Here is a 26,556-nt window from a genome sequence, read left to right as displayed (position 1 = left end):
GGTTCAGTTTCATAGTGTTTCGGTGGTCATAGCGTTAGGGAAACGCCCGGTTACATTTCGAACCCGGAAGCTAAGCCTTTCAGCGCCGATGGTACTGCAGGGGGGACCCTGTGGGAGAGTAGGACACCGCCGAACAAATATTGCAAAGAGCCCTGTCGGGACTTCGGTCACCGACAGGGCTCTTCTGCTGTTGTGTTGTGGGCTACTCGGTGTTCATGTTGCCTGGGCAACATGCCGCTCATGGGGACACCTACGGATGAGCTGCTGCATGAGTTGACCCGGGCGCGTGTGCGGCCGGGCGACGAGGTAATCGTGCCGTCCTACGGCACTCCTGAGGCCGCTGAAGCGGTGCTGCTGGCCGGTGCCAGGCCGGTGTTCGTGGACATCGACGCCCATACCTACTGCATAGACCCGGCTGCGGTGGCCGAGGCGCTGACGCCCCGGACCGCGGCCATCGTGGCCATTCACACCTTCGGACATCCCGCCGACATGGGGGCCCTCACCGACCTGGGTCAGCGGCACGGCGTGCTGGTGATCGGCTACGGGTCGGCCGGTGAGCCCGCCGGGGAGATTCTGCGGCGGCAGGCCAACGCGGCCTATCTGGACGGAAAGTTGCGCGGGGTTCTCACGCCGCCGGTCGCGCCCGGCGTGGAACACACCTATCAGCAGTACGTCGTCAGGGTCCCCGGCAACGGCCGGCCGGACCGGGACGCCTTCGCCCGCACGCTGCGTTCTCGCGGCGTCGTATGCCATGTGCCGGTGCAGACACCCGCGCATCGCACCGCGCGCTTCCGGCGCGATATGTGGCTCGCGGAGACCGAGCGGGCGGCCGATGAATGCCTGGCACTGCCCGTCGATCCGACCATGTCGCGGCGGGAGTTGCAGCGCGTGGTCTCGGCCTGCAACGCGCTGGGCGGGCTGCTGCAGTCAGCCGCCTGAGGCACGGGGGCGAGTGGTCGGGAGCGCACCCGAGTTCGGGTATGATCTATCCCGTCGACGCGCCCCAATAGCTCAGTCGGCAGAGCGTCTCCATGGTAAGGAGAAGGTCTACGGTTCGATTCCGTATTGGGGCTCTCCTGCGAAAGGCCCCCGCCATATGGCGGGGGCCTTCGTCATGTTCGGGAATTGCGCCGGGGCTCCCGGCGCCCCGGCCCCCCGCCTCAGGAATCGGCGGGCTCGGGCACGCGCATCGCCAGGATCGCCATGTCGTCCGACGGCGGCTCCGCCGCGAAGCGCTCCACGGCCCGCAGCACCCGGGCGGCCACCGCGCCCGCCGTAAGGCCGGTACAGGTCGTGAGGACGTCGATAAGGCCGTCGTCGCCGAGCATCCTGGTGCCCTCGCGCCGCTCCGTCACCCCGTCGGTGACGCACAGCAGCACATCGCCCGGGTCGAGCGTCACCGTCTGCTCGTACAGCTCGAGGTCCTCCATGACGCCGAGCAGCGGCTGGGGCTCGGCCGCCGCCTCCACGCTGCCGTCCTGGCGCAGCCGGAGCGGGAGGGGGTGTCCGGCGCAGACGACCTTGAGCACCGCGCTGCCGTCGTGCTGCGGCCACAACTCCCCGTAGAGGAGGGTCAGGAAGCGGCTGCGGGCGCCCTCGTCGAGGATGGCCGCGTTGAGCCGCTCCAGGACCGCGGGGCCCCCGAAACCCTCGCGGGCGAGCAGCCGCAGGGCGTGCCGGGCGAGTCCGGTGACCGCGGCGGCCTCCGGTCCGGTGCCGCAGACATCGCCGATGGCGAAGCCGTACGCCCCGTCGCGGATCGGGAAGAGGTCGTAGAAGTCGCCGCCGACCTCATTGCCCTCGCCCGCCGCGCGGTAGATGACCTCGACCTCGACTCCGGGGACCTCGGGCTGCTCGGGCGGCAGCAGACTGCGCTGCAGGGACTGGCTGATGGCGGTGCGCTCCGAGTAGAGCCGCGCGTTGTCCAGCGCGAGCGCGGCCCGGCGGGAGAGGTCCTCGGCGAGCTCCAGGTTCTCCTGGCGGAAGTGCTCGTCGGTGGGCTTGCCGAGGATGAGCATGCCGATGACGCGGTTACGGGCCACCAGGGGCAGTACGACCGTCTCCCCGCCGACCGCGGAGGCGGTCGCGAGCGAGGCGCCGGGGCCGGAGGAGGGGCGGGCGGAGTCGCCGAGGCTGAGGCTGCGCAGGGAGGTGCGCAGGGCGGCGGCGTGGGCCGCGTCATAGGGGCCGGACCAGCTGCGGGCCCCGCCGGTGGGAACCTGCTCCGGTGGGTCGATCTTCATCAGCAGGGCCTTGAGCCCGTCGATGCGGTCCTCGTCCTCGTGCAGGACGTACGACAGCTCGGGCTCGGACGCCTGGTCGGCGACCGTATAGACGGCGCACCAACTGGCCAACGTGGGCACCGTCATCTGGGCCATCAGCGCCAGCGTCTGGTCGCGGTCCAGGGTGCCCGCGAGGAGGTCGGACGCCTCGACGAGGAAGGACAGCGAGCCGCGGCGCAGCCGCTCCAACTCGGTGAGGCGGGCGCGCTCGACGGCGAGGGCGATGCGGTCGGCGGCGAACTGCAGCCGCAGGGCCTCTTCGTTGCTGTAGCGGGCCGGGGACTCGGCGGCGACGCCGAGCGAGCCGGTGAGCCGGCCCTCGACCTTCAGCGGGACGGTGACGACGGAGCGCATCCCCGTGTTCACCAGCAGTGGAACGGCGCCGGGCACCGCGGACAGATCCTCGTGGACCGCGGGCATCCGGGCCGAGCCGTAGCGCCCGGTGCCCGCTTCGACGGGGACGCGGGCGAAGCGCTGGCGGGCGGAGGGCAGCCCGGTGGAGGCGCGGACCTCCAACTCGGTCTCGTCGTCGGTGGCGAGCAGCAGATAGGCGGCGTCGCCGTCGAGCATGTCACGGGCCCGCTCGACGGTGCGCTGGAGCAGACCGTCGAGGTCGTCGGGGGCCGGGGAGCCGATGAAGACCTCGAAGGCGTCGGTGGCCTGGCCCCGGTCAGAGGTGTCGGCGGTGTCGACATTCGCACCGCGCATCGGGCTCTGCAGTACGGCGCGCTCGCGTTCGCGCACCAGCAGACAGACGGTGGACGGCTCGCCCTCGGCGTCGCGGATGCGCAGATGGGAGGCGTAGACGGGGGCGACCCGGCCGTCGGCGCCGCGGATGCCGTAGGAGCCCTCCCAGCGCGAGAGCAGGAGCGCCTCGGCGACGCCGGTGCCGGTGCCGGGGGTGTGTGGCCACGCCGCGAGGTCGGTCAGCGGCTTGCCGATGACCTGCTCCGGTGGGTAGCCGAACAGCTCCTGAGCGTCGTCGTTCCAGGCACTGATCAGACCGCCGCTGTCGACCTGGACGACCCCGACCCGGACCCGGGCGTCGGCGATGGGCAGGGCGCTGGAGGGCAGGGCGGGCCCGGCCGCTCGGGTCCCGGCCGGGCGGTCGGGGAAATCGAGCTGGAACCAGACCTGCTTGTGGGTCGCGGTGTACTCCACGCCCCAGCGGCCGGCGAGGGCCGCGCACAGCAGCAGGCCGCGGCCGCCCTCGCGGTCGGGGTTTCCGAAGTGGTGGCCGCCGTTGCTCTGCAGCGGGACCTCGCGCTCGGGGTAGCGGTCGGCGACCTCGACGCGCACGCCGGTGTCGGCGCGGATGCAGACCACATCGGCGGTGGTACCGGCGTGCACCACCGCGTTGGTAACAAGTTCGCTGGTCAGGACGACGGCGTCGTCCACGATGTCGGTGAGGCCCCACCCCTGGAGGGTGTCCCGGACAAAAGTGCGGGCGGCGGCGACCGAGCGTCCCACCGGCTCGAAGGTGGCGGCTGCCCGCGCGGTGATCACAGGTCTCCTCATATGTGTCTCGGCGAACTGCTCACCCATGTCGCAGCGCCCCTCCGATGCCCTGGCCGGTTGCCAGGTTACTTACCACCGGCGCCCGCGCGAATGCCGGTCGGCCTCGATTCCCCCCAGAGTGGGCGTTCGGGGGTGTGGGATGCTGCCGAACTGTTATGGCCTGGCTGGGGCATGGTGAAACACTGGGCAAGCTGGAAGAAGAACCCGACGAGGATGGTCAACCCTGCGGGAGGGACACGGTGGAGTCTGGCGCAGCGGCGCGGGGCACGAATACGCGCGCGAAAGGCGGACGGTCCCGGAGCAATGGGACGACTGAAGTGGATACGGCGGCCCTGAACCGGCTGCTGACCGCGATGGCGGCGATGCGGGACGGGAACTTCCGCAAGCGGCTCACGGTCTCGGGCGAGGGCGTGATGGCCGAGATCGCCGCGGTCTTCAACGAGGTCGCGGATCGCAATCTGCAGCTCACCGGTGAGCTGACCCGGGTGCGGCGGGTGGTCGGCCGCGAGGGCAAGCTCACCGAGCGGCTGGAGACCGGCGCCTGTGAGGGCCAGTGGGCCGCGGCCATTGATGCGTCCAACGCCCTGGTGGACGATCTTGTGCGGCCGGTGTCCGAGGTGGGCCGGGTGCTGTCGGCGGTCGCCGAGGGCGATCTCGAGCAGCGCATGGACCTGCGGGCACAGGGCGCCGATGGATCGGCGCATCCCCTGCGGGGCGAGTTCCTGAAGGTGGGGCGCACGGTCAACGGCCTGGTGGACCAGCTCTCCGCGTTCACCGACGAGGTGACGCGGGTCGCGAGTGAGGTCGGCACCGAGGGCAAGCTGGGTGGCCAGGCCCGAGTGCGTGGAATGTCGGGTTCGTGGAAGGACCTTACGGAGTCCGTCAACACGATGGCCTCCCGGCTCACCGCCCAGGTGCGTGATATCGCTCTCGTGACGACGGCGGTGGCCAAGGGTGATCTGTCCCGGAAGGTCACGGTTCATGTGTCCGGGGAGATGCTCGAGCTGAAGGAAACCGTCAACACGATGGTGGACCAGCTCTCCTCGTTCGCCTCCGAGGTGACCCGGGTCGCCCGTGAGGTGGGCACCGAGGGCGAGCTGGGCGGCCAGGCGAAGGTTCCGGGCGTCGCGGGCGTCTGGAAGGACCTGACCGACTCCGTCAACCTCATGGCGGGGAACCTGACCGCGCAGGTGCGCGGGATCGCCCAGGTCACCACGGCGGTCGCCAATGGTGATCTGTCGCAGAAGGTGACGGTGAGCGCACGCGGCGAGGTCGCGCAGCTGGCCGACACGATCAACACCATGACCGAGACGCTGCGTACCTTCGCGGACGAGGTCACGCGGGTGGCCAGCGAGGTCGGCGCCGAGGGGCTGCTGGGCGGTCAGGCGCAGGTGCCGGGTGCGGCGGGGACGTGGAAGGACCTCACTGATTCGGTGAACACCGCGTTCCGGAACCTCACCGCGCAGGTGCGGGACATCGCGCAGGTGACGACGGCGGTGGCGAACGGCGATCTGTCGCAGAAGGTCACCGTGGATGTGGCCGGCGAGATGCTGGAGCTGAAGAACACCACCAACACGATGGTCGACCAGCTGCAGTCCTTCGGCGCCGAGGTCACGCGGGTCGCCCGGGAGATCGGCGTCGAGGGCGAGCTGGGCGGTCAGGCGCAGGTGCCGGGTGCGGCGGGAACGTGGAAGGACCTCACCGATTCGGTGAACACGGCCTTCCGGAACCTCACCGGACAGGTGCGCAACATCGCGCAGGTGACGACGGCGGTGGCGAACGGCGACCTGTCGCAGAAGGTCACCGTCGATGTCTCCGGTGAGATGCTCAAGCTGAAGAACACCGTGAACACCATGGTGGACCAGTTGTCCTCGTTCGCCGACCAGGTCACCAGGATGGCGCGGGACGTGGGCACCGAGGGCCGGCTGGGCGGTCAGGCCCGGGTGGACGGGGTCAGCGGCGTCTGGAAGGACCTGACCGACTCCGTCAACTCCATGGCGGGGAACCTGACCGCGCAGGTGCGCGGTATCGCCCAGGTGACGACGGCGGTCGCGCGCGGTGATCTGTCGCAGAAGATCGAGGTGGACGCGCGCGGCGAGATCCTGGAGCTGAAGAACACCATCAACACGATGGTCGACCAGCTCTCCGCCTTCGCCGAGCAGGTGACCCGGGTGGCCCGCGAGGTGGGTACGGACGGCCGGCTGGGCGGTCAGGCGCAGGTGCCCGGTGTGGCGGGTGTGTGGCGCGATCTGACCGACTCGGTGAACGGCATGGCGGGCAATCTGACCGCCCAGGTGCGCAATATCGCGCAGGTCGCCACGGCGGTCGCGCGCGGTGATCTCTCCCAGAAGATCGACGTCGATGCGCGCGGCGAGATCCTGGAGCTCAAGAACACCCTGAACACCATGGTCGACCAGCTGTCGTCCTTCGCGGAGGAGGTCACCAGGGTCGCCCGCGAGGTGGGCACCGAGGGCCAGTTGGGCGGCCAGGCCGAGGTGCAGGGCGTCTCCGGGACGTGGAAGGACCTCACCCAGTCCGTCAACAGCATGGCCAACAACCTGACGTCCCAGGTGCGTTCGATCGCGGAGGTGACGACGGCGGTCGCCAAGGGTGATCTGTCGAAGAAGATCACCGTCGATGCCAAGGGCGAGATCCTGGAGCTGGTCACCACCGTGAACACGATGGTGGACCAGCTATCGTCGTTCGCCGAGCAGGTGACCCGGGTGGCCCGTGAGGTGGGCACCGAGGGGCAGTTGGGCGGTCAGGCGCGGGTTCCGGGCGTGACCGGTATCTGGAAGGACCTGAGCAACAACGTCAACCTGATGGCCAACAACCTGACCATCCAGGTGCGGAACATTTCGCAGGTCTCGGCCGCGGTAGCCAACGGCGATCTGACGAAGAAGGTGACGGTCGAGGCGCGCGGCGAGGTCGCGGCGCTGGCCGACACCGTCAACACGATGGTGACGACGCTGTCCTCGTTCGCCGACGAGGTCACCCGCGTGGCCCGCGAGGTGGGCACGGACGGCATCCTGGGCGGCCAGGCGCGGGTGCCCGGCGTCTCGGGGACGTGGAAGGACCTCACCGAGTCCGTGAACTCGATGGCGTCCAACCTGACCGGACAGGTCCGCAACATCGCGATGGTCACCACGGCCATCGCCCAGGGTGATCTGACCAAGAAGATCGACATCGAGGCGCGCGGCGAGATCCTCGAGCTGAAGACGACCATCAACACGATGGTGGATCAGCTCTCGTCGTTCGCCGACCAGGTGACCCGGGTGGCCCGCGAGGTGGGCACCGAGGGCCAGCTGGGCGGCCAGGCGCGAGTGCGGGACGTGGCCGGCACCTGGAAGGACCTGACCGAGTCGGTGAACGAGATGGCCGGCAACCTGACTCGTCAGGTGCGCGCCATCGCCGAGGTCGCCACCGCGGTGACCCGCGGCGATCTCAACCTCAAGATCGATGTGGACGCCTCGGGCGAGATCCAGGTCCTCCAGGACCACATCAACACCATGATCGCCAACCTGCGCGAGACGACGCTCGCCAACAAGGAGCAGGACTGGCTCAAGGGCAACCTCGCCCGGATCTCCGGTCTCATGCAGGGACGGCGCGACCTGGAGGACGTCGCCCGGTTGATCATGAGCGAGCTGACCCCGGTGGTCTCCGCCCAGCACGGCGCGTTCTTCCTGGCCGTACCGCCGGGCGAGGGCACCGAGGTGGTCGCGGACAGCAACTCCGACGACGGCTACGAACTGCTGCTGGTCGGTTCCTACGGCTACACCCTCGGCTTGATGCCCACGCGCTTCAAGGCCGGTGAGACGCTGATCGGCACGGTCGCCGAGGAGAAGCGCCCGATCCTGGTGGAGAACGTGCCACCGGGCTATCTCAAGATCGCCTCGGGGCTCGGCGAGGCGGCTCCGGCCCATGTGATCGTGTTGCCGGTGCTCTTCGAGGGGCAGCTGCTGGGCGTGATCGAGCTGGCCTCGTTCCAGCCCTTCGCCCAGATCCAGAAGGACTTCCTCAACCAGATTGCCGAGATGATCGGCACCAGCGTCAACACCATCAGCGTCAACACCAAGACCGAGGTGCTGCTGAAGCAGTCGCAGGAGCTGACCGAGCAGCTGCGCGAGCGGTCCGCCGAGCTGGAGAACCGGCAGAAGGCCCTTCAGGCGTCCAACGCGGAGCTGGAGGAGAAGTCCGAGCGGCTGGCCCGCCAGAACCGCGACATCGAGGTCAAGAACACCGAGATCGAGGAAGCTCGGCAGGTGCTCGAGGAGCGCGCCGAGCAACTCGCTGTCTCGATGCGCTACAAGAGCGAGTTCCTGGCGAACATGTCGCATGAGCTGCGCACGCCGCTCAACTCGCTGCTGATCCTGGCCAAGCTGCTCGCCGACAACGCCGACGGCAATCTCTCGCCGAAGCAGGTGGAGTTCGCCGAGACCATCCACGGCGCGGGCTCGGACCTGCTGCAGCTGATCAACGACATCCTGGACCTGTCGAAGGTCGAGGCGGGCAAGATGGACGTCAGCCCGACCCGTATCGCCCTGGTCCAGCTCGTCGACTATGTGGAGGCCACCTTCCGGCCGCTGACCGCGGAGAAGGGCCTGGACTTCTCCGTAAGGGTGTCACCGGAGCTTCCGGCGACGCTGCACACCGACGAGCAGCGGCTGCTGCAGGTGCTGCGCAACCTGCTGTCCAACGCGGTGAAGTTCACCGACAGCGGCGCCGTGGAGCTGGTCATCCGGCCGGCGGGCGCGGATGTGCCGCACGCCATCCGGGAGCAGTTGCTGGAGCACGGTGCCCTGCGCGACGCGGACGCCGACATGATCGCCTTCTCGGTCACCGACACCGGTATCGGCATCGCGGCCAGCAAGATGCGGGTGATCTTCGAGGCGTTCAAGCAGGCCGACGGCACCACCAGCCGGAAGTACGGCGGCACCGGGCTCGGCCTGTCCATCAGCCGGGAGATCGCCCGGCTGCTCGGCGGCGAGATCCACGCGGCCAGCGAGCCGGGCCGCGGCTCGACCTTCACGCTCTATCTGCCGTTGCACCCCAGCGAGCTGCCGCCGCAGGGCTACCCGCAGCTCGCCCCGAGCAGCTCGGGGCGAGGCCCGCTGGCGCTCGCGGCGCTCCCCAGCGGCGTGGAGGAGACCGTGGAGGAAGGGGCCGGGGCGGAGCAGGAGGGCGCACAGGACGCCTCCGGCGCTTCCTCGGCGGCGCGTGGCCGTGGCGGCTCCGGGCTGTTCCGGCGGCGTCAGCGGGCCGAGCAGGAGGCGTCGCGGGCCGACGAGGGGCAGTCGCCGCCGCAGGCGGAGCTGAGCGCCCGGTCGTCCGCCCGCCGCCCGGGACGGCAGTCGCAGGCCCCCGAGCCGTGGCTGCTGGGCGGCCAGGACCTGGTGGTGCCGGAGCCGGTGGGCGGCTTCCACGGCGAGAAGGTGCTGATCGTCGACGACGACATCCGTAATGTCTTCGCGCTGACCAGCGTGCTGGAGCAGCACGGGCTGCAGGTGCTGTACGCGGAGAACGGCCGGGAGGGCATCGAGGTCCTGGAGCAGCACGACGACGTCGTGCTCGTCCTGATGGACATCATGATGCCGGAGATGGACGGGTACGCCACGACGGCCGCGATCCGCAGGATGCCCCAGTTCGCCGGGCTGCCGATCATCGCCCTCACCGCGAAGGCGATGAAGGGCGACCGGGAGAAGAGCATCGAAGCGGGCGCGTCGGACTACGTCACCAAGCCGGTCGACACCGATCATCTCCTTACGGTGATGGAGCAGTGGATGTCGACTGAGTGACCCGCGGCACGCCCGGGGCGGCCGTGGTGTTGACTGAGTGTCGCCGAACACGTGTGGGAACGCGGTATTCGGGGAACCTTCTGGTCTCCCACCGCGTTTCTGCTACGTGCACAGTGACATCGCGGTGACAGGGTGTGGCGAACAGCGGGGTGCGGCTACCATGACCGGCACAAGGACGGGCGGCGCAAGGGAGTCGTCCCCTGGGGCGGCGCCCGGTGCTTCCCCCAGCTCTTCGAGCTGGGGAGACCCCAAGCCGGGACGAGGAGGACGGGGCATGGTGCAGAAGGCCAAGATCCTCCTGGTCGATGACCGGCCGGAGAATCTGCTGGCGCTGGAGGCCATTCTCTCCGCGCTCGATCAGACCCTGGTGCGGGCATCGTCAGGGGAGGAAGCGCTCAAGGCGCTGTTGACGGACGACTTCGCGGTGATTCTGCTGGACGTCCAGATGCCGGGCATGGACGGGTTCGAGACCGCGGCGCACATCAAGCGCCGGGAGCGGACCCGCGACATCCCGATCATTTTCCTCACGGCGATCAACCACGGCCCCCACCACACCTTCCGGGGCTATGCGGCCGGCGCGGTGGACTACATCTCCAAACCCTTCGACCCCTGGGTGCTCAGAGCCAAGGTCTCGGTCTTCGTGGATCTGTACATGAAGAACTGCCAGCTGCGGGAGCAGGCGTCGCTGCTGCGGCTGCAGTTGGAGGGCGGTCAGCCCGCCGCCGGGGAGGCCAAGGAGTCGGCGGGGCTGCTCGCGGAGCTGTCCGCGCGGCTCGCCGCCGTCGAGGAGCAGGCCGAGGCGCTCTCCAAGCAGCTGGACGAGTCGGCCGATGCCGCCGCCGTGGCCACCGCGGCCCATCTGGAGCGCAAGCTGACCGGTCTGCGGCGGGCGCTGGACGCGCTGGAGCCGGGTGCGGGCAGCGGGGCCGGCCAGGTCCCCTCGCAGAACTGAGCGGTCACCCCACCGTCACCGTCGGTCGGTCATCGCCGACCGGTCACTCGCACTTTGACGCGCCGTCACGGCCGCCTCACCGTCTCGACGGTGCAGCGGCACCGGTGTGACGTCCGGGGTGCCTGATACCCCCGCCATGCGTGCTCCGTACGGCGGACGCGGGTAATCTCGCCTCCATGGCCTCTCGTACGTCCGGCAAGGGTTCCCAGAGCACGGCGGGCACCTCGAAGAAGCGCGCCGGGCAGTCCGGAGGCGCTGCGAAGAAGACGGCCGCCAAGAAGGCGCCCGCGAAGAAGGCACCCGCCAAGAAGTCCGTCGCGCCCGCGAAGAAGGCCGCGGCGAAGAAGGCGGCGCCCCCTCCCGCACCGAATCCCACCAGCGGCGTGTACCGCGCCGTGCGCGCCGTGTGGATGGGCACGGCGCGCGCCGTCGCGGCGATGTTCCGCGGCATAGGACGCGGCGCCAAGGGACTCGACCCCGCCCACCGTAAGGACGGCAGCGCCCTGCTGCTGCTCGCCCTCGCCCTGATCGTCGCGGCGGGCACCTGGTCCAATCTGGACGGGCCGGTCGGCAGTCTGGTCGAGATGCTGGTCACCGGCGCCTTCGGCCGTCTCGACCTGGTGGTGCCGATACTGCTGGGCACCATCGCCGCCCGGCTGATCCTCCACCCGGAGCGGCCGGAGGCCAACGGGCGGATCGTCGTCGGGCTCTCGGCGCTCGTCATCGGCGTCCTGGGGCAGGTCCACATCGCCTGCGGCGCCCCGGGGCGCGGCCAGGGCACCGAGGCGATACAGGACGCGGGCGGCCTGATCGGCTGGGCCGTGTCCCGGCCGCTGATCTACCTGATGGGCGACGTGCTGGCCGTGCCGCTGCTGGTGCTGCTCACCGTCTTCGGGCTGCTGGTGGTCACCGCGACGCCGGTCGCCGCCATTCCGCAGCGGCTGCGGCAGCTGGGCGTCCGGCTCGGCCTGGTGCGGGACGACGAGGACGCGTACGCGTCGGAGGCCGGGTACGACGCGGGGGAGTACGCCGACGAATGGCGCGAGACGCCCGCCAGAAGGGCTCGCAGGACCTCGCTCGCCAAAGAGGACCCGGACGGTGCCGGAGGCCCGGGGCGGGTCGAGGAGGAGGCGCTGCGCAAGCGCCGGCGCTCGCGCCGCTCGTCGTCCGCGGGGCCGCCGCTCGACCGGCCCATGGACGCCGTGGACGTGGCGGCCGCGGCCGCCGCCTCGCTGGACGGGGCCGTGCTGCACGGTGTGCAGCCCTCGCCGCTCGTCGCCGGGCTCAGCAGCGGGATTTCGGGCGAGCGTGAGGACGGGGTCGCGAGCGGCGGGGTGCCGGTCGCGCGCGACGCCGACAAGGAGTCCGGGAAGAGCGGCGCCAGGGGCAAGGCGGCGGGCGGGAAGGGCCGTAAGGACGGAGCCGGCGAGGCGGACCCGTCCCAGGTCCCCGACCTCACCCGGCCCGTGACCGAGACGAGCGAGCCGCTGCCGCCGCGCGCCGAGCAACTGCAGCTCTCCGGCGACATCACCTACTCCCTGCCCTCGCTCGAGCTGCTGGAGCGCGGCGGTCCCGGCAAGACGCGCAGCGCGGCCAACGACGCGGTCGTGGACTCGCTGACGAAGGTGTTCACGGAGTTCAAGGTGGACGCCGCCGTCACCGGCTTCACCCGCGGCCCGACGGTCACCCGCTACGTGGTGGAACTGGGCCCGGCCGTCAAGGTCGAGCGGATCACCGCGCTGACCAAGAACATCGCCTACGCGGTCGCCAGCCCCGATGTGCGGATCATCAGCCCCATCCCCGGCAAGTCGGCCGTCGGCATCGAAATCCCCAACAGCGACCGCGAGATGGTCAACCTGGGCGATGTGCTGCGCTCGGCGGACTCCGTCGGCGACGACCATCCGATGCTCGTCGGGCTGGGCAAGGACGTCGAGGGCGGCTATGTGGCGGCCAATCTGGCCACCATGCCGCATGTGCTGGTGGCGGGCGCGACCGGTTCCGGCAAGTCGTCCTGCATCAACTGCTTGATCACGTCGGTCATGGCCCGTGCCACTCCGGACGATGTGCGGATGGTGCTGGTCGACCCCAAGCGCGTGGAGCTGACCGCCTACGAGGGCATTCCGCATCTGATCACACCGATCATCACCAACCCCAAGCGCGCCGCCGAGGCGCTCCAGTGGGTCGTACGCGAGATGGATCTGCGCTATGACGACCTCGCGGCGTACGGCTTCCGCCACATCGACGACTTCAACGCGGCGGTCCGCAAGGGCAAGGTGAAGGAGCCCGCGGGGAGTGAGCGCGAGCTCAAGCCCTATCCGTATCTGCTGGTGATCGTCGACGAGCTGGCCGACTTGATGATGGTCGCACCGCGCGATGTCGAGGACTCGATCGTGCGGATCACACAGCTGGCGCGCGCGGCCGGTATCCACCTGGTGCTGGCCACCCAGCGGCCCTCCGTGGACGTCGTCACCGGTCTGATCAAGGCCAATGTGCCCTCACGGCTCGCCTTCGCCACCTCCTCGCTGGCCGACAGCCGCGTCATCCTGGACCAGGCCGGCGCCGAGAAGCTGATCGGCAAGGGCGACGGCCTCTTTCTGCCGATGGGCGCGAACAAACCCACCCGGATGCAGGGCGCCTATGTCACCGAGGCCGAGGTCGAGGCGGTCGTCGCGCACTGCAAGGCGCAGATGGCACCCGTCTTCCGCGAGGACGTGACGGTCGGGTCGTCGAAGAAGAAGGAGATCGACGAGGAGATCGGCGATGATCTCGATCTGCTCTGCCAGGCCGCTGAGCTGGTGGTTTCCACCCAGTTCGGCTCGACGTCGATGCTGCAGCGCAAGCTGCGGGTGGGTTTCGCCAAGGCGGGGCGGCTGATGGATCTCATGGAGTCGCGGGGCGTCGTCGGCCCGAGCGAGGGATCCAAGGCGCGCGATGTGCTCGTCAAGCCGGATGAATTGGATGGCGTGCTCGACGTGATCCGCGGTAAGGCTCACTCATAAGGGTTTGGCGGGCAACCGTTTCCCCTACCGAAACGTCAAGTTGAGGGAGGTGGCGGAGTGAGACCCCAGAATCGTGATCGAACGGCAATCCCGATGGCGGACAAACTCCGTCCTCCCGCTTGCCCGACCCTTTCGCCCCACCCCTAGACTGAACCCCCAGCAGGTGGCTCACGCTCGAAAGGCGCCCCCGTGTCCATCGGCAACCTTCCCGAAGACGGCAACTCCCCCGAAGACGACCGGGTTTCCATCGGTCGCGCCCTCCAGCAGGCCCGTATCTCCGCGGGGCTGACCGTCGACGAGGTCAGTTCCTCCACCCGGGTGCGCACCCCCATCGTGCGGGGCATCGAGCAGGACGATTTCTCGCGCTGTGGCGGCGATGTCTACGCCCGCGGACACATCCGTGTGCTCGCGCGCGCCGTGGGCTGCGATCCGGAGTCCTTGATCGCACAGTTCGACGCCGAACACGGCGGCCGGCCCACGCCGACCGCGCCGGCGCCGCTGTTCGAGGCCGAGCGGATCCGCCCCGATCCCCGGCGCCCCAACTGGACGGCCGCGATGGTCGCGGCGATCGTCGCCGTCGTCGGATTCGTGGGCTTCACTCTTTTCAGGGGCGGCAACGGCGACGGCTCGACGGTCGCCGAGGACACCGGCTCGCCCAAGCCCAGCGCCTCCGCGCCCACCAACAGCGCCGCCCCCTCCAAGCCCGCCACCCCGAACAAGCCCGACCCGTCCGACAGCGCCATCGCGGGCGTCCCGGCGGACAAGGTCACCGTCAAGCTGACCGCCGAGGACGGCCAGAGCTGGATCTCCGCCCAGGATCACAACGGCCGGCTGATCGAGGAGGGCGTGCTGCGCGAGGGCGACTCCAAGACCTTCAGCGACAGCAGGCGCATCGACCTGGTGCTGGGCAATGCCGGGGCGATCAAGCTGTTCGTGAACGGCAAGGAAGTGAAGAACGTGGGCACCAGCGGGGCCGTCCAGCGGCTGAGCTACACCAAGGGAGACCCCGAAGCGGGCTGAGCGGCAGCAAGATCGGGAGCCCTGCCAGCGGGGGCTGTCGTGGGGACGAAGTAGTCTGACCCCATGCCCGAACGCCGCACTGTCGCCCTTGTCACCCTTGGCTGCGCCCGTAACGAGGTGGACTCGGAGGAGCTCGCAGGCCGCTTGGCGGCGGACGGCTGGGAGCTCGTCGAGGAAGCCACCGAGGCGGACGTCGCCGTAGTCAACACCTGTGGCTTCGTGGAGGCCGCCAAGAAGGACTCGGTCGACGCCCTGCTGGAGGCGAACGACCTGAAGGACCACGGCCGCACCCAGGCCGTGGTGGCCGTCGGCTGCATGGCCGAGCGGTACGGCAAGGAGCTGGCGGAGGCGCTGCCCGAGGCCGACGGGGTGCTCGGCTTCGACGACTACGCCGATATCTCCGACCGTCTGCGGACCATCCTCGCCGGCGGCGTCCACGCCTCCCACACCCCTCGCGACCGCCGCAAGCTGCTGCCGATCAGCCCGGCCGAGCGGCAGGACGCCGCCTCGGTGGCGCTGCCCGGCCACGCCCAGGACACCGCGCCCGAGGACCTCCCCGAGGGGGTGGCCCCGGCCTCCGGGCCGCGGGCCCCGCTGCGCCGCAGACTGGACAGCAGCCCGGTCGCCTCGGTGAAGCTCGCCTCCGGCTGCGACCGGCGCTGCTCGTTCTGCGCCATCCCGTCCTTCCGCGGCTCCTTCATCTCGCGCCGCCCCTCCGATGTGCTGGGCGAGACCCGCTGGCTGGCCGAGCAGGGGGTGAAGGAGATCATGCTGGTCTCCGAGAACAACACCTCGTACGGCAAGGACCTCGGGGACATCCGGCTGCTGGAGACGCTGCTGCCGGAGCTGGCCGCGGTGGACGGCATCGAGCGGATCCGGGTCAGCTATCTGCAGCCCGCCGAGATGCGTCCCGGGCTGATCGACGTGCTCACCTCGACCGAGAAGGTCGCGCCGTACTTCGATCTGTCCTTCCAGCACTCGGCTCCCGGGGTGCTGCGCGCCATGCGCCGCTTCGGCGACACCGACCGGTTCCTGGAGCTGCTCGAGACGATCAGAGGCAAGGCGCCGCAGGCCGGCGCCCGGTCGAACTTCATCGTCGGCTTCCCCGGCGAGACCGAGGACGACCTGGCGGAGCTCGAGCGCTTCCTCAGTGAGGCGCGGCTGGACGCGATCGGCGTCTTCGGGTACTCGGACGAGGACGGCACCGAGGCCGCCGGTTACGAGAACAAGGTCGACCCCGAGGTGGTCGCCGAGCGTCTGGAGCGCGTCTCGCGCCTCGCGGAGGAGCTGACCGCCCAGCGGGCGGAGGAGCGGCTCGGCGAGGTCGTCGAGGTGCTGGTGGAGGAGATCGACGACACCGGGGCAGTTCTGGGCCGAGGCGCCCACCAGGCGCCGGAGACCGATGGCCAGACGCTGCTCAGCACCGACGGGGAGCCGGAGGTGGGCCGTATGGTCGAAGCGAAGGTGATCGCGACGGAGGGAGTGGACCTCGTCGCGGAGCCGCTTGAGCCGCTGGAGCGGCAGGGCGGCGGCGAGCCCACCGGGAAGGCGGACAGATGACGGGTGTCCCGGCCTCCGCCGCGGGAGGTCACCGCCGCCCGGCGGCCGCTGTCAGGCCTGCCGGTTTGTGGAACATCGCCAATATCCTCACCATGGTGCGGCTGCTCCTGGTGCCCGGGTTTGTGTTGTTGATGCTGCACAACGGCGGGTACGACCCGGCCTGGCGCGCCGTCGCGTGGGCGGCGTTCGCCATCGCCATGATCACCGATCTCTTCGACGGTCATCTGGCCCGCCGGTACAACCTGGTCACCGACTTCGGGAAGATCGCCGATCCGATCGCGGACAAGGCGATCATGGGTGCGGCGCTGATCTGTCTGTCGGCCCTCTCCGACCTCCCGTGGTGGGTGACGGGGGTGATCCTCTTCCGTGAGATCGGAATCACACTCATGCGGTTCTGGGTGATCCGGATCGGGGTCATTCCGGCCAGCCGGGGCGGAAAGCTGAAGACGCTCGCGCAGGGCACCGCCGTCGGGATGTACATCCTGGCGCTCACCGGGCCGCTGGCCACGCTGCGGTTCTGGGTGATGGCCGTAGCCGTGATCCTTACCGTGGTCACCGGCCTCGACTACGTCCGGCAGGCGATCGTGCTGCACCGGGCGGGCCGGGTGGCGGAGGAGGCCACGAGGTGAGCGGCGACGGGACGGCGGCCGAGGTGCTGGCGCTGCTGGAGCGGCGCGGACAGACCCTGGCCGTCGCCGAATCGCTCACCGGCGGTCTGGTGGCGGCCGAGCTGACCACTGTGGACGGCGCTTCCCGTTCCTTCCGCGGCTCGGTGACGGCGTACGCCACCGACCTCAAGCGCGAGCTGCTGGGCGTGGACGGGGCCCTGCTGGCCGAGCGCGGCGCGGTCGACGCCGAGGTGGCCCGGCAGATGGCCCGCGGCGTACGGCGTGCGCTGGGCGCGGACTGGGGCGTGGCCACCACCGGTGTGGCGGGTCCCACACCGCAGGACGGTCAGCCCGTGGGCACCGTTCATGTGGCGGTCGCGGGGCCCTGGGAGGCGGTGGCCGCGGCAGCGCTGCGGTTTGAAGGAGACCGTGCCGGAATTCGCGGACAGACCGTCCGCGCCGCAGTCAAGCTGCTGTTCAGCGAATTGATCGCGACAGCAGGGGCAAAGGATACGGAACAACACGACGAGTTTTGATGTTTGCAGCCCTGAGTGAACACGACATCGCTCCCCGCACGGGCGCAGCCCGAGGCGGTACGGTGGGGCGTGAAGGATCCGGATCCGAGGTCCGAGGAGGGAGCCAGCGATGATTCTGCTCCGTCGCCTGCTGGGTGACGTGCTGCGCCGGCAGCGCCAGCGCCAGGGCCGTACTCTGCGCGAGGTTTCCTCCTCCGCCCGGGTGTCGCTCGGCTATCTGTCAGAGGTCGAGCGCGGCCAGAAGGAAGCCTCGTCCGAGCTGCTGTCGGCGATCTGCGACGCCCTTGAGGTGCGGATGTCGCAGGTCATGCGTGAGGTCAGCGACGAGCTGTCGCTCGCCGAACTGGCCGAGTCGGCCGCGTCCACCACCGAGAAGGTCCCGGCGCCCATGCGGCCCGTGCTCAATCCCGTCTCTGTGACGTCCGTGACGGGCGTTCCGGAGGAGCGGGTGACCATCAAGTCCCCCAAGGAAGCCGTGGACGTGGTGGCGGCCTGAGGGCCTGACCAGAGCTCTTCGAGGCCCCGGCCGGTAGCCGTACCGGCCGGGGCCTCGATGTTTGTCCGGCCGGATTCGGGTCACCCCACATGAGGAGAGGTAATCAAGAGGGGTCAAACGGTCGAACAGGAGGAACCGGATGTCTGTGGTGAGGAGCCCGCTGCCGGAGGAAGACCTCAAGGTCGTCGCTGACGCGCTGCAAGGCGCCCTCGTCGATCTCGTCGACCTCCACTTGGTGGGCAAGCAGATCCACTGGACGGTCGTGGGCCCGCGATTCCGCACGATCCATTTGCAGCTCGACGAGGTCGTGGCGACGACCAGGGATCATGCCGACACGGTGGCGGAGCGGGCCTCGGCGCTCGGAGTGGCGCCGGACGGACGGGCTCAGACGGTCGCCGCGACCAGCGGTGTCGACACGGTCAAGGACGGCTGGACCGATGACACACAGGCCATCCGGACGCTCGTCGACGCCCTTGGAGCGGTGATCGCGCGGATGCGGGAGCGGATCCGCGCGACCGACGAACCGGACCCGGTGACCCAGGACATTCTCATCGAGCTCACCCGTGACCTGGAGAAGCACCACTGGATGTTCCAGGCCGAGAACGGCGGCCATCGAGCCTGACGCGCTGAGCCGGGCCCGGGGTCCGGCTTGAGGCGTCGTAGGCGCCGGCTGAGGTGCCGGTTGAGGCGCTGAGCCGGGGTTCGGCCGTGCTGAGGCCGACCGGGCGCCGGAGCGGGTGACAGCCTGGCTTCGGGGTGGGCGACCGTGGTGGTCGGCCCGCCCCGGCGCCGGGCGATTTTCTTTTCCGCCCCCTTCGACCTGGCGTTTCGGCTCGGCGGCCCGCTCTGGGTGCGCAGTTGGGCCCGGCTGGGCACACTGGGGGGATCGCGAGTGTCCGACACGCGCCGACGTGCTTCCTGTGCGCCCTCCCGCCGTATGCGAACAGGCGTCTGGCGTCGCCGAAGGAGGCAGTCATGGCAGCCGTCGGAGGGGCCGACGCCCAGGGCCTCAGGCCGGTCCGGTGGGTGTTCGCGCTCGCTCTGGGCGGTGTCTGGTGGTGGTCCGTGCTGCGGCTGGCGATACAGCCGGGAGAGGCCGGGCCGGTGGAGGGGGCGTTAGCGGTCGGCGGTTGGGGGCTGAGCCTGCTGCCGGTGCACTGCGGTCCCTCGCCCAGAAGGGGCGGCGCCCGCAGGGGAGGCCCTCCGCGTCAGGACGGGGCGGGTCCCTGCGGTCCCGCCTGGCAGCTCGGGCACCAGAAGGTCGAGCGCTCCTGACCCGCACGGCCCTGGTCGGCGGCGCGCACCGGCGTACCGCAGCGCAGGCAGGGCCGTCCCGGGCGCCCGTACACCCACAGCCGCCGGTCGGGGCGCGGATCGGCCGTGGTGACCCGGGCGCGCCGGTTCCTGTTGGCCTCCAGCAGCTTCTTGGCGTGGGCCACCAGGCGCTTGGGGGAGGACACCTCGCCGATCGGCAGCCAGGGCGAGACACGCAGCACGAAGCACAGCTCGGACTTGTAGACATTGCCGATCCCGGCGAGGTTCCGCTGGTCCAGCAGCGCTTCGCCCAGGGGCCGGGACGGATCGGCGAGCAGCCGGCGCAGTGCCTCGTCCGGATCCCAGTCGGGGCCGAGGAGATCGGGGCCGAGATGCCCGACGACCTTGTCCTCGTCGCCGGTGCGGAGCAGTTCGAGGACGGGGAGGCGGTAGCCGACGGCGGTGTGGGCGGCGGTGGCGAGGATGGCCCGGATCTGGTGGTGCGGGCCGCCACGCCATCGCTCGCCCGGCCCGTACACCTGCCAGGATCCGTCCATCCGCAGATGGGAGTGGAGGGTCAGCCCGCCCTCGACACGGGTCAGCAGATGCTTGCCGCGCGGGACGACCTCAAGGACCTGGCGGCCGGTGAGGTCGGCGGTCGCCAGGCGGGGGACGCGCAGGTCGCTGCGGGTGAGCGGAGAACCGGCGAGGGCCTGGTGAAGGCGCTGTGCGGTCTGCCAGACGGTGTCTCCTTCGGGCATGGCATCCATGATGCCGGTGGGCGCGGGCAGGTGGGAGCGCTCCGTCTTCGTCCGGTGCGGAGCCGCCGTTGGATCAAGGGCGCCACGAGGGGCGCTACATGGTGCCGGGGGCGTTTGCGATCAGGGACGTAGCCGGAAGCCCCGCGGGGTCGGGTGGAAGCCCGCCGATTCCAGGAGCTTGCCGATCGGGGAGGAGAGCGCCTGGACGCCGTTGACGCGCTCGACGGTGACGGAGCCGAGCGCACCCGCGCGGGCGGACTCGGCCAGCGACTCCACCGCCGTCCACAGCCGGACGTCGTCCTCGGGGGAGGCGGCCTCGGCTTCGCCCGAGGGCCAGGCGAGCAGGGTCTTGCCGCCCCGCTCCATGTAGAGCGCGAGCTCTCCGTCGACGAGCACCACCATCGCTCCCGCCTTACGGCCCGGCCGGTGGCCCGCGTCCGCGGGCGGATCGGGCCAGGGGAGCGCGGCGCCGTAGGCATTGGCGGGGTCGGCCGAGGCGAGCACGAAGGCGCGCCGGGACTGCCCCCGCTGTCCGTCGAAGGCGGGGGTCGCCGCGCGGTCACGGGCCGTGCTGACCGCGCGCAGCCGGTCCACCGCGCCGTCCATCGCGAACTGTGCGGCGCCGAGACCCTCGACCACATAGCCGCGGCGCGCCTGGCCGGTCTCCTCGAACGCGGACAGCACCCGATAGGCGGCGGAGAAGCCGCCCTCGACCCCCTCGGCGGCGACCGCCCCGCGGGTGACCACGCCGTGCCGGTCGAGCAGGGTGCGGGCCAGGGCGTGGGCGCGGTGGGTGGGCTCGGGCTCGCGCTCCGGCAGCAGGGACCAGCGCCCGGCGACCGTGGGCGGGCCGTTGCGGGATGCCGTGGGCCGGCCGGTGCGGCCCGTAAGGCCGCCGTAGCGCCCCCGGGGGACCGTGCGCTTGGCGCGGTGCGCGGTGGAGCCCGCCGTACGGCCCGAGCCCAGCAGGGAGCGCAGCGGGGCGAGGGTGTCACCGGTGACCCGGCCGGACCAGACCAGGTCCCACAGGGCTTCGGCGAGCTCGGGGTCCTGGAACTCGTGCCCGGCGGCGCGGGCCTGCTCGGCGATCTGGCGGAAGAACAGCCCGTACCCCCCGGCCAGGGAGTCGAGGACGGCCTGATGGAGGGGGCCCGCCTCAAGGGGGTGCGGGGTGTGCAGCAGCAGCGGGGCGGTGTCGGCCAGGTGCAGGGTGACCCAGCCGTCCTTCCCCGGCAGCGCTCCGGCCCCGGCCCAGACGACCTCCCCGGAGGCGGCGAGCTCGTCGAGCATCGTGGGGGCGTAATCGCTCACCCGGGACGGCAGGACCAGCTTCTCCAGGGCGGAGGCGGGCACGGGCGCGCCCTGGAGCTGCTCGATCGCGCGCACCAGCCCGTCGATACCGCGCAGACTGTGGGTGCCCAGATGCTGCCATTGCGGGAGGAAGGCGGCGAGCGCCGAGGGCGGTACGGGCTCCAGCTCATGGCGCAGCGCGGCCAGGGAGCGGCGCCGCAGCCGGCGCAGCACGGTGGCGTCGCACCATTCCTGGCCGATGCCCGAGGGATGGAATTCGCCCTGGACGGCGCGGCCGTCGGCGGCCAGGCGGTGCAGGGCGCCCTCCGTGACGGCCACGCCGAGGCCGAAGCGGGCGGCGGCCTGCGCCGAGGTGAACGGGCCGTGGGTGCGGGCATAGCGGGCCAGCAGATCGCCCAGGGGGTCCTTGACCGGTTCGGTGAACGCCTCGGGGACGCCGACCGGCAGCGCCGTGCCGAGCGCGTCCCGCAGCCGCCCGGCGTCCTCCACCGCGGCCCAGTGGTCCTCGCCCGCGATCCGGACCCGGATGGCGCGCCGGGCCCCGGCCAGGTCCTCGGCCCATCCGGGCTCGGCACCGCGCTCGGCCAGCTCGGCGGCGGTGAGCGGGCCGAGCAGCCGAAGGACGTCGGCGACGCCCTCGGCGTCCTTGATCCGGCGGTCCTCGGTGAGCCACTGCAGCTCGTGCTCCAGCTCGGCCAGGACGTCGGCGTCGAGCAGCTCGCGCAGCTCGGCCTGGCCCAGGAGCTCGGCCAGCAGCCGCGCGTCGAGAGAGAGGGCGGCGGCGCGGCGCTCGGCGAGCGGGGAGTCGCCCTCGTAGAGGAACTGCGCCACATAGCCGAAGAGCAGCGAGCGGGCGAAGGGGGACGGCTCGGGGGTGGTCACCTCCACCAGCCGGACCCGGCGGGCCTCGATGTCGCCCATCAGCTCGGTGAGGCCGGGGACGTCGAAGACGTCCTGGAGGCATTCGCGGACGGCTTCGAGGACGATCGGGAAGGAACCGAACTCGCTCGCCACCTGGAGGAGCTGCGCGGCGCGCTGGCGCTGCTGCCACAGCGGGGTGCGCTTGCCGGGGTCGCGGCGGGGCAGCAGCAGCGCGCGGGCGGCGCATTCGCGGAACCGGGAGGCGAACAGCGCCGAGCCGCCGACCTGGTCGGTGACGATCTGGTTGATCTCGCCCTTGTCGAACGCGACATCGGCAGCGCCCACCGGGGACTGGTCGGTGTCGTACTCCACGCCCTGGCGCATCGGGTCGGCGTCGAGGAGGTCGAGACCCATCAGATCGGCGTCGGGCAGCCGCAGCACGATGCCGTCGTCGGCGTGCATGACCTGGGCGTCGATGCCGTACCGCTCGGACAGACGGGAGCCCAGGGCGAGCGCCCAGGGGGCGTGGACCTGCGCGCCGAAGGGGGAGTGGACCACCACCCGCCAGTCGCCCAGCTCGTCGCGGAACCGCTCCACCACGATCGTGCGGTCGTCCGGCACATGCCCACAGGCACGGCGCTGCTCGTCCAGATACCCGATGACGTTCTCGGCGGCCCAGGCGTCCAGACCGGCGGCCAGCAGCCGCAGGCGGGCGTCCTCGGGCTGCAGCGCGCCGACTTCGCGCAGGAACGCGCCCAGGGCGCGGCCCAGCTCCAGGGGGCGGCCGAGCTGGTCGCCCTTCCAGAACGGCAGCCGGCCGGGGACGCCGGGGGCGGGGGAGACCAGGACCCGGTCGCGGGTGATGTCCTCGATCCGCCATGAGGTGGTGCCCAGGGTGAACACATCGCCCACCCGCGACTCGTAGACCATCTCCTCGTCGAGCTCGCCGACCCTGCCGCCGCCCTTCTTGGGGTCGGCGCCCGCCAGAAAGACGCCGAAGAGCCCGCGGTCGGGGATGGTGCCGCCGGAGGTCACCGCGAGCCGCTGCGCCCCGGGGCGGCCCGTGACCGTATGGGCGACGCGGTCCCACACCAGGCGCGGCCGCAACTCCGCGAAGGCGTCGGAGGGGTAGCGGCCCGCGAGCATGTCGAGGACCGAGGTGTACGCCGACTCCGGGAGCGAGGCGAACGGCGCGGCTCGGCGGATCAGGGCCAGGAGCTCGTCTACGTCCCAGGTGTCCATGGCGGTGATGGCGATCAGCTGCTGGGCGAGCACGTCCAGCGGGTTGGCGGGCACCCGCAGCGATTCGATGGCCCCCTCGCGCATCCGCTCGGTGACCACCGCGGCCTGCACCAGATCCCCGCGGTACTTCGGGAAGACGACGCCGGTGGAGACCGCGCCCACCTGGTGGCCGGCCCGGCCCACCCGCTGCAGACCGGAGGCCACCGAGGGCGGTGACTCGACCTGGACGACCAGGTCGACCGCGCCCATGTCGATGCCGAGTTCGAGGCTGGAGGTGGCGACGACGGCGGGCAGCCGGCCGGCCTTGAGGTCCTCTTCGACCAGCGCCCGCTGCTCCTTGGACACCGAGCCGTGGTGCGCGCGGGCCAGCAGCGGGGGCGCGCCGCGGGCCGCGCCGGCCTCGGCCATCAGCTCGGCGGGGGAGTGGTCCTCGGGCAGGGCCTCACCGGTGGCCCGCTCGTAGGCGATCTCGTTCAGCCGGTTGCACAGCCGCTCGGCCAGCCGGCGGGAGTTGGCGAAGACGATGGTGGAGCGATGGGCCTGGACGAGATCGGTGATCCGCTCCTCCACATGGGGCCAGATCGACGGCCGCTCGCCCGCCTCGCCCTCCTGGGCGGGGGAGCCGCCCAACTCGCCCAGATCCTCCACGGGCACGACCACCGACAGGTCGAACTCCTTGCCCGACGGCGGCTGGACGATCTCCACCTTGCGCCGCGGCGACAGGAACCGCGCCACCTCGTCCACCGGCCGCACGGTCGCGGACAGCCCGATGCGCCGGGCGGGGCGATCGAGCAGCTCGTCGAGGCGCTCCAGGGACAGCGCGAGATGCGCGCCCCGCTTCGTCCCCGCGACGGCGTGGACCTCGTCCAGGATCACGGTCTCCACCCCGCGCAGCGCCTCCCGGGTGGCGGAGGTGAGCATCAGGAACAGCGACTCGGGGGTGGTGATGAGGATGTCCGGCGGGCGGGTGGCCAGAGCGCGGCGCTCGGCGGCCGGGGTGTCGCCCGAGCGGGTGCCCACTCGGATCTCCGGCTCGGGCCTGCCCAGCCGCACCGACTCCTGGCGGATACCGGTCAGCGGGCTGCGGAGATTGCGCTCGACATCCACCGCCAAGGCCTTCAGCGGGGAGACGTATAGCACCCGGCAGCGCTTCTTCGCCTCGGCGGGCGGCGGCTCACCGGCCAGCCTGTCCAGGGCCGCCAGGAAGGCGGCCAGGGTCTTGCCCGAGCCGGTGGGGGCGACCACCAGGACGTCCGAGCCCTCGCCGATCGCCCGCCACGCGCCCTCCTGCGCGGGCGTGGGCGCGGTGAAGGCGCCCGTGAACCACCCGCGGGTGGCCGGGGAGAATGCGTCGAGCGCCGAGCCTGCCATGCCCTCCATCGTGCACCGGACCACTGACAATGGACGGAGTCGCAGGTCAGCGGGGGCCCGGGTGGGGCGCACAATGGTGCCATGGGAAACGGGGAGAGCGCGCGGCACTGGCGGTACCCCCAGCTTCCGGGCGTCGATCTGCTGCGGGCCCGCTACATCCACAAGACCTTCGTGTGGCACACCCATGAGTCCTTCGTGATCGCCGCGATCACCGAGGGCGTCGAGGAGTTCCACCACCGCGGCGCCGTCGAGCGCACCGGGCCCGGCGGGCTCGCGCTCATCAACCCAGAGGTACCGCACACCGGACGGGCGGGGGCGCCCGAGGGGTGGGCGTACAGCGTGCTGTACCCGGCCGCGGACCTGGTCGCCGGTGTCGCCGCCGAGACGACCACGCTCCGTGGCACGGCCGGATTCCGGATCCCCTCCGTCGACGACCCCCAGGGCGCGCGGCTGGTCACCGCAGTGCACCGGGCCGCCGAGGAGGGCAACGCGCTGGCCGCCGACAGCCTGCTGCGCATCGCCCTCGCCCGGCTGCTGCGCGACCATGGCGGCCCGCTCCCCGAGCGCACGGCGCGCACCGCGGGTGCGCGAAGGGCGGCGCGCGCCCGCGCGATCCTCCAGGAGCGCATGGCCGACCCGCCGTCCCTGGAACGGCTGGCGGCCGAGCTGGAGACCGGTCCGTTCGCCCTGCTGCGCGCCTTCCGCACCGTCTACGGGATGCCGCCGCACACCTGGCTCACCGACGCCCGGGTCCGCCGGGCCCGGCGGCTGCTGGACGCCGGGACCGCGCCCGCCGAGGCGGCCGTCACCGTCGGCTTCACCGACCAGTCCCATCTGAACCGCCACTTCACCCGCATCGTGGGGGTGCCACCGGGCGCTTACCGGCGGGAGCGCGCAAGAACGTACAAGACCGGATCCGAAGCGCTCTCCTAATGTGCGCGGTGTGTCAGAACAGATAGAGATGCGAACCGATCCCGCCGCGCCTCCGGCGGACTCGGCCGTTGTCCGCGACGCCCTGGGCGTCGGTGTCGCCGTGGGGCTCTCCGGTTTCGCCTTCGGGGTGACGTCGGCCGGCGCCGGACTCGGCCTGCTGCAGACCTGCGCGCTCAGCCTGCTCGTCTTCACCGGGGCGTCGCAGTTCGCCCTCGTGGGCGCGCTGGCGGCGGGCGGCAATCCGTTCACCGCCGCCGCCGGGGCGTTCTTCCTCGGAGTGCGCAACGCCTTCTACGGGCTGCGGCTGTCCGGACTCCTCGGGCTGCCGCGCGCGGTGCGCCCCCTGGCGGCCCACTGGGTCATCGACGAGACCTCCGCCGTCGCGCTCGCCCAGCCCGACCGGCGCACCGCGCGTCTCGGCTTCACCATCACCGGGCTGACGCTGTACGTCCTGTGGAACCTCACCACGCTGATCGGTGCCCTGGGGGCGTCCGCGCTCGGCGACACCGACGCCTGGGGCCTGGACGCCGCCGGGCCCGCCGTCTTCCTCGCCCTGCTGGCCCCCATGCTCAGCGGCACCGTCGAGCGGGCCGTGGCCGGTCTCGGCGTCCTGCTGGTGCTCCTGTGCCAGCCGGTGCTGCCCGCCGGGGTCCCGGTCCTGGTGGCGGCGCTCGCCGCCCCCGCCGTCCTTACGGTGCACGGACGCATGACACGCGGCACGGAGCCCGGTGAGCGCCGATGACCATCTGGATCGCCATCGGCGTCACCGCGGCGGGCTGCTACCTCGTCAAGCTGCTGGGCCTCTCGGTGCCCGCCGGAGTCCTGGAGCGCCCGCTCGTCAGGCGTCTGGCCGCGCTGCTGCCCGTGGCCCTGCTCGCCGCCCTCACCGCCCAGCAGACCTTCAGCGACGGCCAGCATCTCCTCCTGGACGCGAGGGCGGCCGGGGTGGGGGCGGCGGCGCTCGCGCTGGTGCTCCGCGCCCCCTTCCTGGTGGTGGTCGCCGTGGCCGTCGTCGTCACGGCCGGTGTCCGGGCCCTGTGACCGCCGCGGACGCCCG

The 26,556-nt window shown here is 71.3% G+C and carries 17 protein-coding genes, 1 tRNA gene and 1 rRNA gene; 16 read left to right on the top strand and 3 right to left on the bottom strand.

Going from position 1 to position 26,556, the window contains the following annotated elements; all coding sequences use genetic code 11:
- Positions 1-18: 18 nt before the first annotated feature.
- The 3 genes from rrf to J5X86_RS40585 all read left to right on the top strand — a co-directional run bounded on the left by rrf (position 19) and on the right by J5X86_RS40585 (position 1,073).
- A 5S ribosomal RNA gene (gene rrf / locus J5X86_RS40595) occupies positions 19-135 on the top strand.
- Positions 136-240: 105 nt separating this feature from the next.
- Positions 241-939 (top strand): DegT/DnrJ/EryC1/StrS family aminotransferase, encoded by a 699-nt coding sequence (locus tag J5X86_RS40590; protein ID WP_208521640.1) that lies wholly within the window; start codon positions 241-243, stop codon positions 937-939.
- 61 nt (positions 940-1,000) lie between these two features.
- Positions 1,001-1,073 (top strand) — tRNA-Thr (locus J5X86_RS40585).
- A gap of 87 nt (positions 1,074-1,160) precedes the next feature.
- Here the strand turns inward: J5X86_RS40585 and J5X86_RS40580 are convergent.
- Positions 1,161-3,827: a SpoIIE family protein phosphatase gene (locus J5X86_RS40580; protein ID WP_243982718.1), complete on the bottom strand. Its 2,667-nt coding sequence runs from the start codon at positions 3,825-3,827 to the stop codon at positions 1,161-1,163.
- A 212-nt stretch (positions 3,828-4,039) separates the two neighbouring features.
- On the opposite strand from J5X86_RS40580, the gene J5X86_RS40575 reads away from it, so the two are divergent.
- The 10 genes from J5X86_RS40575 to J5X86_RS51315 all read left to right on the top strand — a co-directional run bounded on the left by J5X86_RS40575 (position 4,040) and on the right by J5X86_RS51315 (position 19,041).
- A complete protein-coding gene (locus J5X86_RS40575; protein WP_208521639.1) occupies positions 4,040-9,595 on the top strand; it encodes a HAMP domain-containing protein in 5,556 nt (1,851 codons plus the stop codon).
- 274 nt (positions 9,596-9,869) lie between these two features.
- On the top strand, positions 9,870-10,547 hold the full coding sequence (locus tag J5X86_RS40570) for a two-component system response regulator (RefSeq protein ID WP_020868040.1): 678 nt from the start codon (positions 9,870-9,872) through the stop codon (positions 10,545-10,547).
- Between the two features lie 176 nt (positions 10,548-10,723).
- Positions 10,724-13,546, top strand: a complete 2,823-nt coding sequence (locus J5X86_RS40565) for a DNA translocase FtsK (RefSeq protein WP_208521638.1) — start codon at positions 10,724-10,726, stop codon at positions 13,544-13,546.
- Between the two features lie 189 nt (positions 13,547-13,735).
- Positions 13,736-14,566, top strand: a complete 831-nt coding sequence (locus J5X86_RS40560; protein WP_078644134.1) for a helix-turn-helix domain-containing protein — start codon at positions 13,736-13,738, stop codon at positions 14,564-14,566.
- A 63-nt stretch (positions 14,567-14,629) separates the two neighbouring features.
- A complete protein-coding gene (gene rimO / locus J5X86_RS40555; protein WP_119991701.1) occupies positions 14,630-16,126 on the top strand; it encodes a 30S ribosomal protein S12 methylthiotransferase RimO in 1,497 nt (498 codons plus the stop codon).
- The gene (gene pgsA / locus J5X86_RS40550) at positions 16,123-16,755 is read left to right on the top strand and encodes a CDP-diacylglycerol--glycerol-3-phosphate 3-phosphatidyltransferase (RefSeq protein ID WP_208521637.1); all 633 of its coding nucleotides are present in this window, start codon (positions 16,123-16,125) and stop codon (positions 16,753-16,755) included. Before rimO ends, pgsA begins: the two co-directional genes overlap by 4 nt.
- The gene (locus J5X86_RS40545) at positions 16,752-17,270 is read left to right on the top strand and encodes a CinA family protein (protein WP_208521636.1); all 519 of its coding nucleotides are present in this window, start codon (positions 16,752-16,754) and stop codon (positions 17,268-17,270) included. The genes pgsA and J5X86_RS40545 overlap by 4 nt, the downstream gene beginning before the upstream one ends.
- A gap of 109 nt (positions 17,271-17,379) precedes the next feature.
- Positions 17,380-17,766 (top strand): helix-turn-helix domain-containing protein, encoded by a 387-nt coding sequence (locus tag J5X86_RS40540; RefSeq protein WP_014055327.1) that lies wholly within the window; start codon positions 17,380-17,382, stop codon positions 17,764-17,766.
- Positions 17,767-17,905: 139 nt separating this feature from the next.
- Positions 17,906-18,388, top strand: coding sequence for a Dps family protein (locus J5X86_RS40535; protein WP_208521635.1), 483 nt, complete (start codon positions 17,906-17,908; stop codon positions 18,386-18,388).
- A gap of 353 nt (positions 18,389-18,741) precedes the next feature.
- Positions 18,742-19,041 (top strand): hypothetical protein, encoded by a 300-nt coding sequence (locus tag J5X86_RS51315; RefSeq protein ID WP_243982716.1) that lies wholly within the window; start codon positions 18,742-18,744, stop codon positions 19,039-19,041.
- On the opposite strand, the gene J5X86_RS40530 is transcribed toward J5X86_RS51315, so the two are convergent.
- Together J5X86_RS40530 and J5X86_RS40525 are read right to left on the bottom strand one after the other, a co-directional pair.
- Positions 18,975-19,781, bottom strand: coding sequence for an Fpg/Nei family DNA glycosylase (locus J5X86_RS40530; protein ID WP_208521634.1), 807 nt, complete (start codon positions 19,779-19,781; stop codon positions 18,975-18,977). The genes J5X86_RS51315 and J5X86_RS40530 overlap by 67 nt on opposite strands.
- Before the next feature lie 120 nt (positions 19,782-19,901).
- Positions 19,902-24,566 carry an ATP-dependent helicase gene (locus tag J5X86_RS40525; protein ID WP_208521633.1) on the bottom strand — a complete coding sequence of 1,555 codons (4,665 nt, stop codon included), beginning with the start codon at positions 24,564-24,566 and terminating at the stop codon, positions 19,902-19,904.
- 81 nt (positions 24,567-24,647) lie between these two features.
- On the opposite strand from J5X86_RS40525, the gene J5X86_RS40520 reads away from it, so the two are divergent.
- The 3 genes from J5X86_RS40520 to J5X86_RS40510 are packed head-to-tail and all read left to right on the top strand — an operon-like array spanning position 24,648 to position 26,540.
- Positions 24,648-25,499 (top strand): AraC family transcriptional regulator, encoded by an 852-nt coding sequence (locus J5X86_RS40520; RefSeq protein ID WP_208521632.1) that lies wholly within the window; start codon positions 24,648-24,650, stop codon positions 25,497-25,499.
- A 28-nt stretch (positions 25,500-25,527) separates the two neighbouring features.
- Positions 25,528-26,241 (top strand): AzlC family ABC transporter permease, encoded by a 714-nt coding sequence (locus tag J5X86_RS40515; RefSeq protein WP_208521644.1) that lies wholly within the window; start codon positions 25,528-25,530, stop codon positions 26,239-26,241.
- Entirely contained in the window at positions 26,238-26,540 is a 303-nt protein-coding gene (locus J5X86_RS40510) for an AzlD domain-containing protein (RefSeq protein WP_059146753.1), read from the top strand. Before J5X86_RS40515 ends, J5X86_RS40510 begins: the two co-directional genes overlap by 4 nt.
- Positions 26,541-26,556: the final 16 nt, after the last annotated feature.

The organism is Streptomyces sp. NEAU-YJ-81, assembly GCF_017592595.1.
In the GTDB taxonomy this organism is placed as follows: Bacteria; Actinomycetota; Actinomycetes; order Streptomycetales; family Streptomycetaceae; genus Streptomyces; species Streptomyces hygroscopicus_B.
This window is presented reverse-complemented; position numbering and strand designations above follow the sequence as displayed.

Excerpts from the sequence above, each read along its gene's own strand:
- J5X86_RS40590 (WP_208521640.1), top strand. The coding sequence starts at position 241 with ATGGGGACACCTACGGATGAGCTGCTGCATGAGTTGACCCGGGCGCGT.
- J5X86_RS40580 (WP_243982718.1), bottom strand. The coding sequence starts at position 3,827 with ATGGGTGAGCAGTTCGCCGAGACACATATGAGGAGACCTGTGATCACC.
- J5X86_RS40570 (WP_020868040.1), top strand. The coding sequence starts at position 9,870 with ATGGTGCAGAAGGCCAAGATCCTCCTGGTCGATGACCGGCCGGAGAAT.
- J5X86_RS40565 (WP_208521638.1), top strand. The coding sequence starts at position 10,724 with ATGGCCTCTCGTACGTCCGGCAAGGGTTCCCAGAGCACGGCGGGCACC.
- rimO (WP_119991701.1), top strand. The coding sequence starts at position 14,630 with ATGCCCGAACGCCGCACTGTCGCCCTTGTCACCCTTGGCTGCGCCCGT.
- pgsA (WP_208521637.1), top strand. The coding sequence starts at position 16,123 with ATGACGGGTGTCCCGGCCTCCGCCGCGGGAGGTCACCGCCGCCCGGCG.
- J5X86_RS40540 (WP_014055327.1), top strand. The coding sequence starts at position 17,380 with ATGATTCTGCTCCGTCGCCTGCTGGGTGACGTGCTGCGCCGGCAGCGC.
- J5X86_RS40535 (WP_208521635.1), top strand. The coding sequence starts at position 17,906 with ATGTCTGTGGTGAGGAGCCCGCTGCCGGAGGAAGACCTCAAGGTCGTC.
- J5X86_RS51315 (WP_243982716.1), top strand. The coding sequence starts at position 18,742 with ATGGCAGCCGTCGGAGGGGCCGACGCCCAGGGCCTCAGGCCGGTCCGG.
- J5X86_RS40530 (WP_208521634.1), bottom strand. The coding sequence starts at position 19,781 with ATGCCCGAAGGAGACACCGTCTGGCAGACCGCACAGCGCCTTCACCAG.
- J5X86_RS40525 (WP_208521633.1), bottom strand. The coding sequence starts at position 24,566 with ATGGCAGGCTCGGCGCTCGACGCATTCTCCCCGGCCACCCGCGGGTGG.
- J5X86_RS40520 (WP_208521632.1), top strand. The coding sequence starts at position 24,648 with ATGGGAAACGGGGAGAGCGCGCGGCACTGGCGGTACCCCCAGCTTCCG.
- J5X86_RS40515 (WP_208521644.1), top strand. The coding sequence starts at position 25,528 with ATGCGAACCGATCCCGCCGCGCCTCCGGCGGACTCGGCCGTTGTCCGC.
- J5X86_RS40510 (WP_059146753.1), top strand. The coding sequence starts at position 26,238 with ATGACCATCTGGATCGCCATCGGCGTCACCGCGGCGGGCTGCTACCTC.